This is a genomic window from Streptomyces sp. NPDC048255, from assembly GCF_040652415.1.
Classification (GTDB): domain Bacteria; phylum Actinomycetota; class Actinomycetes; order Streptomycetales; family Streptomycetaceae; genus Streptomyces.
This window is the reverse complement of sequence record NZ_JBEZMA010000012.1, coordinates 77187-90438: the sequence shown is the minus strand read 5'-3', so window position 1 is coordinate 90438 and position 13252 is coordinate 77187. Positions and strand designations below refer to the sequence as shown.

Below are 13252 nucleotides of genomic sequence, written 5' to 3'. Positions count from 1 at the left end.
CAGCCTCGCCGGCGTTTGAGGCGCGGGTCCGGGCGGAGCCCGGGGAACGGGGGAAGGGCGGGGTGGGGCAAGCCCCGCGCAGCGGAACACCCCGGCCCCGCCGAGGCTACGCGCAGCGGAATATCGAGGCCCCGCCGGGAGGTGACGGGTGGCGGGACACCTGCGACCCCCCCGCCGTGAGGTGACGGGTGGCGGGAGGCCCGCGGCCCCCGGGAGGGGATGGGCGGCGGGACACTTGCGACCCCCGCCGGGAGGTGATGGGCGGCGGGACCGTTGCGACCCCCGCCAGTGACGGGTGGCGGGAGACGCGTGGCCCCCGCCGGGAGGTGGCGGGTGGCGGGAGACGCGTTGCCGCCGCCGGGAGGTGACGGCTGGCGGGAGACGCGCGGCCCCTGCCGGGAGGTGACGTGCGGCGGGACACCCGCGCCCCCCGCCGGGAGGTGACGGGTGGCGGGAGGCCCGCGACCCCCGCCGGGAGTGACGTGCGGCGGGACACCCGCGGCCCCGCCGGGAGGTGACGGGTGGCGGGAGGCCCGCGACCCCCGCCGGGAGTGACGTGCGGCGGGACACCCGCGCCCCCCGCCGGGAGGTGGCGGGTGGCGGGAGGCCCGCGACCCCCGCCGGGAGTGACGTGTGGCGCGACACCCGCGGCCCCGCCGGGAGGTGACGGGTGGCGGGAGGCCCGCGACCCCCGCCGGGAGGCGACGGGTACGGTTCGTTGTCGGCGGGCGCAAGTAGGGTGGTTGGCATGGCCGACCCTTCCAGCTACCGCCCCAAGCCGGGACAGATCCCCGACTCACCGGGGGTCTACCGATTCCGCGACGAGCACCGCCGGGTGATCTACGTCGGGAAGGCCAAGAGCCTGCGCCAGCGCCTGGCCAGTTACTTCCAGGACGTCGCCGGACTGCACCCCCGTACCGCCACGATGGTGACCACGGCCGCGTCCGTCGAGTGGACCGTGGTGTCCACCGAGGTCGAGGCGCTCCAGCTGGAGTACTCCTGGATCAAGGAGTACGACCCCCGGTTCAACGTCAAGTACCGCGACGACAAGAGCTATCCCTCCCTCGCCGTCACCATGAACGAGGAGTACCCCCGCGTCCAGGTCATGCGCGGCCCGAAGAAGAAGGGCGTGCGCTACTTCGGTCCGTACGGGCACGCCTGGGCCATCCGCGAGACCGTCGACCTGATGCTCCGGGTGTTCCCGGTGCGCACCTGCTCCGCCGGGGTGTTCAAGCGCTCCGCGCAGATCGGCCGCCCCTGCCTGCTCGGCTACATCGGCAAGTGCTCCGCGCCCTGCATCGGCCGGGTCACCCCCGAGGAGCACCGCGAACTGGCCGAGGACTTCTGCGACTTCATGGCCGGCCGCACCGGCACCTACCTCTCCCGGCTGGAGAGGGAGATGCAGGAGGCGGCCGAGGAGATGGAGTACGAGAAGGCCGCCCGGCTGCGCGACGACATAGGGGCGCTGCGCCGGGCCATGGAGAAGAACGCCGTCGTCCTCGCCGACGCCACCGACGCCGACCTGATCGCGGTCGCCGAGGACGAGCTGGAGGCCGCCGTGCAGATCTTCCACGTCCGCGGCGGCCGGGTCCGCGGCCAGCGCGGCTGGGTCACCGACAAGGTCGAGGCCGTGGACACGGCCGGGCTCGTCGAGCACGCGCTCCAGCAGCTCTACGGGGAGGAGAAGGGCGAGGCCGTCCCCAAGGAGGTGCTGGTCCCGGCGCTCCCGGAGGACACGCCCGCGCTGAACCAGTGGCTGGCCGAGCGCCGCGGGTCCCAGGTCAGCCTGCGCATCCCGCAGCGCGGCGACAAGAAGGCCCTCATGGAGACGGTCCACCGCAACGCGCAGCAGTCGCTCGCCCTGCACAAGACCAAGCGCGCCAGCGACCTGACCACCCGCTCCCGCGCCCTGGAGGAGATCGCCGAGGCCCTGGAGCTGGACGGCGCCCCGCTGCGCATCGAGTGCTTCGACATCTCCCACCTCCAGGGCGACGACGTGGTCGCCTCGATGGTCGTGTTCGAGGACGGTCTCGCCCGCAAGGGCGAGTACCGGCGCTTCCAGATCAAATCCTTCGAGGGGCAGGACGACGTCCGCTCCATGCACGAGGTGGTCTCCCGGCGCTTCCGCCGCTACCTCCAGGAGAAGCTGAAGACCGGCGAATGGGAGGCGGAGGAGGGCGACGCGCCCGAGGACGACGGGCGGCCGAGGCGCTTCGCGTACCCGCCGCAGCTCGTCGTGGTCGACGGCGGGCAGCCGCAGGTCGCCGCCGCCAAGCGGGCCCTGGAGGAGCTCGGCATCGACGACGTCGCCGTGTGCGGCCTGGCCAAGCGACTGGAGGAGGTCTGGCTGCCCGGCGAGGACGACCCGGTCGTGCTGCCCCGTACCAGCGAGGGCCTCTACCTGCTCCAGCGGGTGCGTGACGAAGCCCACCGTTTCGCCATCCAGTACCAGCGCAACAAGCGGGGCAAGCGCCTGAAGTCCGGCCCGCTGGACGAGGTGCCGGGTCTCGGGGAGAGCCGCAAACAGGCCTTGGTGAAGCACTTCGGTTCGGTGAAGAAGCTGAGACAGGCGACAATCGACCAGATCTGCGAGGTCCCGGGCATAGGCCGCAAGACGGCCGAGACCGTGGCCGCGGCCCTCGCCCAGGCGGTTCCCGCCGGCCCTGCCGTCAACACGGCCACAGGAGAGATCATTGAGGATGAGACCCCCGCGCCAGCGGGAGCATCGTCCGAACGGGGGACCGAGCAATGACCGAGCACGAGTCCGATCGCACGACCGAGCACGACCGAGACGGAGCACAGGTGAGTACGGGCACGACAGCGGAGCCCGGCGATACCGCCGAGGCGGCCATCCCCGAGCTGGTGATCATCTCCGGTATGTCCGGGGCCGGCCGCAGTACGGCGGCCAAGTGTCTGGAGGACCTCGGCTGGTTCGTCGTCGACAACCTCCCGCCGGCGCTGATCCCCACCATGGTGGAGCTCGGCGCCCGCTCGCAGGGCAACGTGGCGCGGATCGCCGTCGTCGTCGACGTCCGCGGCCGCCAGTTCTTCGACGCCCTGCGGGAGTCCCTCGCCGACCTCGACAGCCGCGGCGTCACCCGGCGCATCGTCTTCCTGGAGTCCTCCGACGACGCGCTGGTGCGCCGCTTCGAGTCGGTCCGCCGCCCGCACCCGCTCCAGGGCGACGGGCGCATCACCGACGGCATCGCCGCCGAGCGCGACCTGCTGCGCGAGCTGCGCGGCGACGCCGACCTGGTGATCGACACCTCCAGCCTGAACGTGCACGAGCTGCGCGCCAAGATGGACGCCCAGTTCGCCGGTGACGAGGAGCCCGAGCTGCGGGCCACCGTCATGTCCTTCGGCTACAAGTACGGCCTGCCCGTCGACGCCGACCTCGTCGTCGACTGCCGCTTCATCCCCAACCCGCACTGGGTCCCGGAACTGCGCCCCTTCACCGGGCTCAACGAGGAGGTGTCGGGGTACGTCTTCAGCCAGCCCGGCGCCAAGGAGTTCCTCGACCGGTACACCGAGCTGCTCCAGCTCATCGCCACCGGCTACCGCCGCGAGGGCAAGCGGTACGTGACCATCGCGGTCGGCTGCACGGGCGGCAAGCACCGCAGCGTGGCCATGTCCGAGAAGCTCGCCGCCCGCCTCGCCTCCGAGGGAGTCGAGACCGTCGTCGTCCACCGGGACATGGGGCGCGAGTGACCCCACGGACCCCGCGGCTGAGCCGCCTGCGCCGCCTCACCCCGGGACGGGGCGAGGACGGCGCGGGCCGCCCCGGCCGCCGGCGCGGCGCCACGCCCAAGGTGGTCGCGCTCGGCGGCGGCCAGGGCCTGTCGGCCTCCCTCGCCGCCCTGCGCCGCATCACCGGTGACCTCACCGCCGTGGTCACCGTCGCCGACGACGGCGGCTCCAGCGGCCGGCTCCGGGAGGAGCTCGGCGTGCTGCCGCCCGGCGACCTGCGCAAGGCGCTGGCCGCGCTGTGCGGGGACGACGACTGGGGCCAGACCTGGGCCCGGGTGATCCAGCACCGCTTCCAGTCCCAGGGCGACCTGCACGGGCACGCCGTGGGCAACCTGCTGATCGTCGCCCTGTGGGAACAGCTCGGCGACCCCGTCCAGGCCCTGGACCTGGTCGGCAAGCTGCTCGGGGCGCAGGGCCGGGTACTGCCGATGTCGGCGGTGCCGCTGGAGCTGCAGGCGCTGGTCAAGGGCCACGATCCGGCCCGCCCGCAGGACGTGGACACCGTCCGCGGGCAGGCCACGGTGGCCCTGACCCCGGGCGAGGTGCTCTCCGTACAGGTCGTGCCCAGCGACCCGCCGGCCGTGCCGGAGGCCGTCGCGGCGGTCCTGGACGCCGACTGGGTGGTGCTCGGACCGGGGTCCTGGTTCTCCTCCGTCATCCCGCACCTGCTGGTGCCGGAACTGCTCGACGCGCTGATCGAGACGAAGGCCCGCCGGGTCCTCTCGCTGAACCTCGCACCGCAGCCCGGGGAAACAGAGGGCTTCTCTCCGCAGCGTCATTTGGAGGTTTTGGCCCGACACGCCCCTAAACTCGCCCTGGACGTGGTGTTGGCCGACCAGGCCGCCGTGCCCGACCGCGAGTCCCTCGCCGATGCCGCAAAACGGTTCGGTGCCGCGGTCGAGCTGGCGCCGGTGGCCAGGGAAGACGGCTCTCCGAAGCATGATCCGGAGCTGCTTGCAGCCGCGTACGACCGTATTTTTCGGATGCATGGAAGGATCGGCCCATGGCGATGACGCCCGCGGTGAAGGATGAGATCTCGCGCCTTCCCGTCACCCGGACCTGCTGCAGGAAGGCGGAGGTCTCGGCGATCCTTCGGTTCGCGGGCGGCCTCCACCTGGTGAGCGGCCGCATCGTCATCGAGGCGGAGCTGGACACCGGGATCGCCGCCCGGCGCCTGCGCAAGGACATCCTGGAGATCTTCGGCCACTCCTCCGACCTCGTGGTCATGGCCCCGGGCGGACTGCGCCGCGGCAGCCGCTACGTCGTACGGGTGGTGGCCGGCGGCGACCAGCTGGCCCGCCAGACGGGCCTCGTGGACGGCCGCGGCCGCCCCATCCGGGGTCTGCCCCCGCAGGTGGTCTCCGGGGCCACCTGCGACGCCGAGGCGGCCTGGCGCGGTGCCTTCCTGGCCCACGGCTCGCTCACCGAACCGGGCAGGTCCTCCTCCCTGGAGGTCACCTGCCCCGGCCCGGAGGCGGCTCTTGCCCTGGTCGGCGCCGCCCGCCGGCTCTCCATCGCCGCCAAGGCGCGCGAGGTGCGCGGGGTGGACCGGGTCGTGGTCCGCGACGGGGACGCCATCGGCGCCCTGCTGACCCGCCTCGGCGCCCACGAGTCGGTGCTGGCCTGGGAGGAGCGGCGGATGCGGCGCGAGGTGCGCGCCACGGCCAACCGCCTCGCCAACTTCGACGACGCCAACCTGCGCCGCTCGGCGCGGGCCGCGGTGGCCGCGGGGGCCCGCGTACAGCGCGCGCTGGAGATCCTCGGCGAGGAGGTCCCCGAGCACCTCGCCGCGGCCGGACGGCTGCGCATGGAGCACAAGCAGGCCTCCCTGGAGGAGCTGGGCGCGCTCGCCGACCCGCCGCTGACCAAGGACGCGGTCGCGGGCCGGATCCGCCGCCTGCTGGCGATGGCCGACAAGCGGGCCCAGGACCTCGGCATCCCGGGCACCGAGTCGAACCTCGACCTCAGCGAGGAAATGGCCGACAACATGGCCGGCTGACCGGTTCCCCCGTACGGCGAAGAAGAGGCCCGCGCGCTCACCCGCACGGGCCTCTTTCCGGCTGTATCACCCGGAGGGCCCATTGACATGAGCATGGGCTGGTCGTGAGCCTGGCGTCCGAAGCTTTCGTGGCAGACGACGCCCAGGGGGGCACATGAGGCACCGCGCGAGATCGATCCTCGCCGCAAGCGCACTCGTCTTCGGAACCACACTCGCCGCGCTACCCGCCGCGGCACAGTCCCAGCCCGCCTCCGCGGGCGCCACCGCAGCGGCGGCCGCCGACGAGGTCCGGGTCTACGACGCCGACATCACCAAGGAACAGGTCCCGCTCGTCCTGGCCGCCGGACAGGACGCCCACGAGCTCTCCGAACGCGCCCCGGAGACCGGGACCGCCCGCGTCGAGCTCTTCCTCACCGGGGGCCAGGCCGGGGAACTCGCGGCCCAGGGAGTCAAGCTCGCCGAACGCAAGGTCCCGGCCGGTGCGGCGGCCCGCTCCCAGGCCGCCGGCGACGGGGTCTTCCGCCCGTACAGCGGCAAGGGCGGCCTCCAGGAGGAGATCCTGCGGACGGCCCAGTCCCACCAGGCGCTCACCAAGGTCGTCTCCATCGGCAAGACCGTCCAGGGCAAGGACATCCTCGCCCTCAAGGTCACCAAGAACGCCAGGAAGTCCAAGGACGGCGACAAGCCGTCCGTGCTGTACATGTCCAACCAGCACGCGCGCGAGTGGATCACCCCGGAGATGACCCGGCGGCTGATGCACCACACGCTCGACAACTACGGCAAGGACCCGCGGATCACCTGGCTGGTGGACTCCACCGAGCTGTGGTTCCTGCTCTCCGCCAACCCCGACGGGTACGACTACACGCACGCCCCCGACGGCCGGCGGCTGTGGCGCAAGAACCTGCGCGACAACGACGGGGACGGCAGGACCACCTCCGCCGACGGGGTCGACCTCAACCGGAACTTCGCCTACAAGTGGGGTTACGACAACGAGGGTTCCTCCCCCAGCCCCGCGAGCGAGACCTTCCGCGGTGCCAAGGCCCAGTCCGAGCCGGAGACCGTCGCCCTCGACCGCTTCCAGAAGCGCATCGGCTTCGAGTACGCCGTCAACTACCACTCCGCCGCGGAACTGATCCTCTACGGCGTGGGCTGGCAGGTGGCCACCCCGACCCCCGACGACGTCGCCTACAAGGCGCTCGCCGGCACCCCGGAGAACCCGGCGGTCCCGGGCTACTACCCGCAGGTGTCCTCCGAGCTCTACACCACCAACGGCGAGGCCGACGGGCACGCCTCCAACGTCAACGGCATCATGATGTTCACGCCGGAGATGACCACCTGTCAGACGGCCTCGCAGATCGATCCGGACGACCGGTGGAAGCCCGAGGACTGCGCCTCCGGCTTCAACTTCCCGGACGACGAGAAGCTGATCCAGGCGGAGTTCGCCAAGAACGTCTCCTTCGCGCTGTCCGTCGGCGAGAGCGCCGCGCGCCCGGACCAGCCGGCCTCCTCCGTGGGCCTGAGCGCCGCGGACTTCACCACGGACCCCTTCGCCACCTCCTACGCCGCCCGCGGCCAGGACCAGGAGGTCTCCGTCACGGCCCGCAAGTCGCTGCGGGACAAGGAGCTCAACTTCCGCATCAACGGCGGCCGTACGCACGACGAGGAACTCAAGGCATGGAAGGGCGGTGACGTCTACGGCGGCGAGGACAACAACTGGTTCGACGAGTACCGCGCCGAGGTGGACGGCGCCGAGCCCGGCGACAAGGTCGAGGTCTGGTTCACCGGCCGCGACCGCTCCGGCAAGCAGGTCTCCAGCGAGCACTTCACGTACACGGTCGCCGAGCGGCCGCGCGCCGACGTCCTGGTGATCGCGGAGGAGGGGGCCCCGGCCCAGCACGCCCGGACGTACGTGGACGCCCTGCGCGCCAACGGGAAGTCCGCGGCGGTCTGGGACGTCGCCACCCAGGGGACCCCGCACCACCTCGGGGTGCTCTCCCACTTCCGCACCGCCGTCCACTACACGGGGGCCAAGACCCCCGGAGGCGACACCCAGCTGGCGGTGCGCGACTTCCTCAACGAGGGCGGCAAGCTGATCGAGGCCGGTGAGCTGGCGGGCGGCAACGCCCAGGTCGGCCGCGCCGTGACCAACGACTTCAGCCAGTACTGGCTCGGCGCCTTCGGCCGTACGAGCGGCAGCGGCGCCACCGGCTTCACCGGCGCGGGCATCCTCGCCGGGGCCCAGGGCGGCCTCGGGGACGCCGCGGGCAACCCGCTGAACGCCCCCGGCTCCTACACCGTGACCTCCGAGACCCTGGACCCCGCCGGGTTCCCGCAGTTCAAGAGCGCGCAGGCGGGTCTGTACGCGGGTGTCGTGAACCCGTACGCCCCCCACGCCGGGGCCGGGATGGCCTCGGCGCTCCACACCGACGACGACTGGAAGCGGCTGGTCCGCACCATCGACCTCACCGGGGTCAGCGCCGCCGACAAGCCGCAGCTCAAGATGGCCCTGAACTGGAACACCGAGGAGGGCTACGACCACGCCCTCCTGGAGGCCCGTACGGCCGGCGGGGACGACTGGACCACGCTGCCCGACGCGGGCGGCCTGAGCGCCACCACGGTTCCCGAGGAGTGCGCGGCCGGGTTCTTCATGAACGGCCACCCCTTCCTGGGCCGCTACCTCACCCTGGACGGCGCCGGCTGCACCCCGCGGGGCACCAGCGGCGCCTGGAACAGCTTCACCGGCTCCTCCGGCGGCTGGAAGCAGGTCTCCTTCGACCTGAGCGCCTACGCCGGCAAGAGCGTCGAGGTCTCGCTCTCCTACGTCACCGACCCGGGCTCGGGCGGCCGCGGGGTCTTCGCCGACGAGGCGCGCCTGAACGTGGGCGGAGCCGACCAGGCGGTGGAGGGCTTCGAGACGGGCCTCGGCTCCTGGGCGGCCCAGGGGGCACCTGCCGGAAGTCCCGACGTCGCGGGCGACTGGTCCCGGTCCGGGGAGCTCTTCAAGTCCTACGCGTCGGTGACTACGCGTGACACCGTCCTGCTGGGCTTCGGGCTGGAGCACCTGCCGGCTGCCGGAGACCGCGCCCTACTCGTCGGTAAGGCGCTCAAGGCACTGAACCGCTGATCAGCGGCCTTCCCGGCGCTCACTCTGAGTGACGGGGCACAAGGTCCCCGAGGTCCCGTGCCGGCGTGCCCGGCACGGGCTGAGCGGGGGTCCCCCAGCGAAGCAGGGGGAGTGTCAGGCCCCGACCGATGTCACTCCGAAGCTCACGGAGAGGTAGGGTCGTAAGCGGTCGGGGACATCCCATACAGCTCGCCGGCGCACTTACCGGCGCACCAACGAGGAGATCGGTTCGTGACGATCCGCGTAGGCATCAACGGTTTTGGCCGAATTGGCCGCAACTACTTCCGGGCGCTCCTTGAGCAGGGAGCGGACATCGAGATCGTCGGTGTCAACGACCTGACTGACAACGCCACTCTGGTGCACCTGCTCAAGTACGACACCATCCTGGGCCGCCTCAAGGCAGAGGTCTCCCACACCGACGACACCATCACCGTCGGCGGCAACACCTTCAAGACCTTCGCCGAGCGTGACCCCGCGAACCTCCCGTGGGGCGAGCTGGGCGCCGACATCGTCATCGAGTCGACCGGCATCTTCACCAAGAAGGCCGACGCCGCCAAGCACATCGCCGCGGGCGCGAAGAAGGTCCTCATCTCGGCTCCGGCCAAGGACGAGGACATCACCATCGTGATGGGCGTCAACCAGGACAAGTACGACGCGGCCAACCACCACGTCATCTCCAACGCCTCCTGCACCACCAACTGCGTGGCGCCGATGGCCAAGGTCCTCCTGGAGAACTTCGGCATCGTCAAGGGCATGATGACCACGGTCCACGCCTACACGAACGACCAGCGGATCCTGGACTTCCCGCACTCGGACCTGCGCCGCGCCCGCGCCGCCGCCGAGAACATCATCCCGACGACCACCGGTGCCGCCAAGGCCACCGCGCTGGTCATCCCGGAGCTGGCGGGCAAGCTCGACGGCATCGCGATGCGCGTCCCGGTCCCGACCGGCTCCGTGACCGACCTGGTCATCGAGCTGGAGCGCGAGGTCACCAAGGACGAGGTCAACGCCGCGTTCCAGAAGGCCTCCGAGGGTCAGCTCAAGGGCATCCTGGACTACACCGAGGACGCGATCGTCTCCTCCGACATCGTGAACTGGCCGTTCTCCTGCACCTTCGACTCCACCCTGACCATGGTCCAGGGCAAGCAGGTCAAGGTCATCGGCTGGTACGACAACGAGTGGGGCTACTCCAACCGCCTCGTCGACCTCACGGTCTTCGTCGGTGGCCAGCTCTAAGGTCGCCAGGCTCCACAACGTACGAGGTCTAAGGCAAGGCAACACGATGTGAGCACAGGGTCCGGGCAGCGCGACGAAGCGCCGCACGGGCCCTGTTGCTTGTCTCGTTCTCCCTTCCTCGCCCTTAGGGTGAAGGGCTGACAAGGAGTAGAAACACATGAAGACGATCGACGAACTGCTCGCCGAGGGCGTCAAGGGCAAGCGGGTCTTCGTCCGCGCGGACCTCAACGTCCCGTTCGCCAAGGGCACCACCACCATCACCGACGACGGCCGCATCCGCGCGGTCCAGCCGACCGTCGCGAAGCTCGCCGAAGCCGGCGCCCGCGTGGTCGTCGCCTCGCACCTGGGCCGTCCCAAGGGCACGGGCGTCGAGCCGGAGTTCTCCCTGGCGCCGGCCGCCGCGCGGCTCGGCGAGCTGCTCGGTGCGCAGGTGGCGTTCGCCACCGACACCGTCGGCGCCTCCGCCAAGGAGACCGTGGCCGCCCTCACCGACGGCCAGGTCGCCGTCATCGAGAACCTGCGCTTCAACGCGGGCGAGACCTCGAAGGACGACGCCGAGCGCGGAGCCTTCGCGGACCAGCTCGCCGAGCTGGCCGACGTCTACGTCGGCGACGGCTTCGGCGCGGTCCACCGCAAGCACGCCTCGGTCTTCGACCTGCCCGCGCGCCTCCCGCACGTGGCCGGCTACCTCATCGCCACCGAGGTCGGCGTCCTGAAGAAGCTGACCGACGAGGTCGAGCGCCCGTACGTCGTGGTCCTCGGCGGCGCCAAGGTCTCCGACAAGCTCGCCGTGATCGACCAGCTCCTCGGCAAGGCCGACCGCATCCTCATCGGCGGCGGCATGGCGTACACCTTCCTCTACGCCAAGGGCTACGAGGTCGGCATCTCCCTGCTCCAGAAGGACCAGGTGGACGTCGTCAAGGAGTACATGAAGCGTGCCGAGGAGACCGGCGTGGAGCTGGTCCTCCCGGTCGACGTCCTGGTCTCCGCGGACTTCCCGGACCTGAAGACCAAGGCCCCCGCGGACTTCGAGACCGTCGCGGCCACCGCGATCCCGAAGACCAAGGAGGGCCTGGACATCGGCCCGAAGACGCGCGAGCTCTACGCGTCGAAGATCGCCGATGCCAAGACCGTCTTCTGGAACGGCCCCGTCGGCGTCTTCGAGCACCCCGACTACGCGGGTGGTACCACCGCCATCGCGCAGGCCCTCGTCGACAGCAGCGCCTTCACCGTCGTCGGCGGTGGCGACAGCGCTGCCGCAGTCCGCATCCTGGGCTTCGACGAGAACGCATTCGGCCACATTTCCACCGGTGGCGGCGCCTCCCTCGAATACCTCGAGGGCAAGACGCTCCCCGGTCTCGCCGCCCTGGAGGGCTGAACCCCCATGTCTGCTGCTGACACCCGCACCCCGCTCATGGCGGGCAACTGGAAGATGAACCTCAACCACCTCGAGGCCATCGCCCACGTCCAGAAGCTCGCCTTCGCGCTCACCGACAAGGACTACGACGCCGTCGACGTCGCCGTCCTGCCTCCCTTCACCGACCTGCGCTCGGTGCAGACGCTGGTCGACGGCGACAAGCTGAAGATCAAGTACGGCGCCCAGGACCTCTCGGCGCAGGACTCCGGTGCCTACACCGGCGAGATCTCCGGTTCGATGCTCGCGAAGCTGAAGTGCACGTTCGTGGCCGTCGGCCACAGCGAGCGCCGCCAGTACCACGCCGAGTCCGACGAGGTCTGCAACGCCAAGGTCAAGGCCGCGTACCGGCACGGGATCACCCCGATCCTGTGCGTCGGCGAGGGCCTGGACGTCCGCAAGGCCGGCCAGCAGGTCCCGCACACCCTGAGCCAGGTCGACGGCGGCCTCAAGGACGTCCCGGCCGAGCAGGTCGAGTCCATCGTGATCGCGTACGAGCCCGTCTGGGCGATCGGGACCGGCGAGGTCGCCACCCCCGAGGACGCCCAGGAGGTCTGCGGGGCGATCCGCGGCCGCCTCGCCGAGCTGTACTCCCAGGAGCTCGCCGACAAGGTCCGCATCCAGTACGGCGGCTCGGTCAAGTCCGGGAACATCGCGGCGATCATGGCCCAGCCCGACGTCGACGGCGCCCTGATCGGCGGCGCGGCGCTGGACGTGGACGAGTTCGTCAAGATCGTCCGCTTCCGCGACCAGTGAGAGCTGCAGTGAGTATGCGGTAGGACGGATCCGTCGTACCCTTGCGGGGGCCAGGAGGCTGAACCACCAGCCACTGGCCCCCGTGCACTTCCCAGCAATGCCGGAAAGCCAGAAAAGCCAGAAAGTAGGAATCAGCCGTGATTATGGGGTTCTCGATCGCCCTGATCGTCTTCAGCGCCCTGCTGATGCTGCTCGTGCTGATGCACAAGGGCAAGGGCGGCGGCCTTTCCGACATGTTCGGCGGCGGCATGCAGTCCTCGGTCGGCGGATCCTCCGTCGCGGAGCGCAACCTGGACCGGATCACCGTCGTCGTCGGTCTGCTGTGGTTCGCGTGCATCGTCGCCCTCGGCCTGCTGATGAAGACGAGCAGCTGACCGTTCTGGCCATTCCGGCGGACCGGTCGGCTCCGCCCGGCCTATCATGAGGGTCGGCACCCGGTCGCGGAACAAGTAACTCCGTCCCCCGCCCCTGCGGGGTCGGTCCCTCCTTTCGCTGCAAGCGAGTTGGGCCGTACGTAGACCGGGCGCCCGCAGCGGACATTCCACTCACGCTTTGCGGCACCATCACGCAGGGAGTTACGACCGTGGCAAGTGGCAACGCGATCCGTGGTAGCCGGGTCGGAGCGGGGCCGATGGGCGAGGCCGAGCGCGGCGAGTCCGCGCCCCGCCTGCGCATCTCCTTCTGGTGCTCGAACGGGCACGAGACGCAGCCGAGCTTCGCCAGCGACGCAACTGTGCCGGACAACTGGGACTGCCCGCGCTGCGGGTTCCCGGCCGGCCAGGACCGGGACAACCCGCCGGCGCCACCCCGCACCGAGCCGTACAAGACCCACTTGGCCTACGTACGGGAGCGGCGCACGGACGCCGACGGCGAGGCCATCCTCGCGGAGGCGCTCGCCAAACTCCGCGGCGAGATCTGAATCCACCCGGCGAGCACGTGACTTGGGGCCCGGTCCCGCAGGAATCACCTTCCTGTG

General features: G+C 71.0%; 10 protein-coding genes. All 10 read left to right on the top strand.

What is annotated here, in order from left to right; translation table 11 throughout:
* Nucleotides 1-748: 748 nt before the first annotated feature.
* The 10 genes from uvrC (at nt 749) to AB0D94_RS13020 (ending at nt 13195) form a co-directional block, all read left to right on the top strand.
* On the top strand, nt 749-2752 hold the full coding sequence (gene uvrC, locus AB0D94_RS13065; protein WP_362050174.1) for an excinuclease ABC subunit UvrC: 2004 nt from the start codon (nt 749-751) through the stop codon (nt 2750-2752).
* Nucleotides 2749-3708 carry an RNase adapter RapZ gene (gene rapZ, locus AB0D94_RS13060; RefSeq protein ID WP_362050171.1) on the top strand — a complete coding sequence of 320 codons (960 nt, stop codon included), beginning with the start codon at nt 2749-2751 and terminating at the stop codon, nt 3706-3708. The genes uvrC and rapZ overlap by 4 nt, the downstream gene beginning before the upstream one ends.
* On the top strand, nt 3705-4760 hold the full coding sequence (yvcK, locus tag AB0D94_RS13055) for a uridine diphosphate-N-acetylglucosamine-binding protein YvcK (RefSeq protein WP_362050168.1): 1056 nt from the start codon (nt 3705-3707) through the stop codon (nt 4758-4760). The genes rapZ and yvcK overlap by 4 nt, the downstream gene beginning before the upstream one ends.
* Nucleotides 4751-5746 (top strand): DNA-binding protein WhiA, encoded by a 996-nt coding sequence (whiA, locus tag AB0D94_RS13050; RefSeq protein WP_030009075.1) that lies wholly within the window; start codon nt 4751-4753, stop codon nt 5744-5746. Before yvcK ends, whiA begins: the two co-directional genes overlap by 10 nt.
* Before the next feature lie 154 nt (nt 5747-5900).
* Nucleotides 5901-8870: a M14 family zinc carboxypeptidase gene (locus AB0D94_RS13045; RefSeq protein WP_362050163.1), complete on the top strand. Its 2970-nt coding sequence runs from the start codon at nt 5901-5903 to the stop codon at nt 8868-8870.
* A 231-nt stretch (nt 8871-9101) separates the two neighbouring features.
* On the top strand, nt 9102-10106 hold the full coding sequence (gene gap / locus AB0D94_RS13040; RefSeq protein WP_362050160.1) for a type I glyceraldehyde-3-phosphate dehydrogenase: 1005 nt from the start codon (nt 9102-9104) through the stop codon (nt 10104-10106).
* Nucleotides 10107-10263: 157 nt separating this feature from the next.
* On the top strand, nt 10264-11484 hold the full coding sequence (locus tag AB0D94_RS13035; protein ID WP_362050157.1) for a phosphoglycerate kinase: 1221 nt from the start codon (nt 10264-10266) through the stop codon (nt 11482-11484).
* A gap of 6 nt (nt 11485-11490) precedes the next feature.
* A complete protein-coding gene (gene tpiA, locus AB0D94_RS13030) occupies nt 11491-12276 on the top strand; it encodes a triose-phosphate isomerase (RefSeq protein WP_362050154.1) in 786 nt (261 codons plus the stop codon).
* A 143-nt stretch (nt 12277-12419) separates the two neighbouring features.
* Entirely contained in the window at nt 12420-12650 is a 231-nt protein-coding gene (gene secG, locus AB0D94_RS13025) for a preprotein translocase subunit SecG (RefSeq protein WP_266938906.1), read from the top strand.
* Nucleotides 12651-12859: 209 nt separating this feature from the next.
* Nucleotides 12860-13195, top strand: coding sequence for an RNA polymerase-binding protein RbpA (locus tag AB0D94_RS13020; protein ID WP_362050151.1), 336 nt, complete (start codon nt 12860-12862; stop codon nt 13193-13195).
* Nucleotides 13196-13252 lie beyond the last annotated feature (57 nt).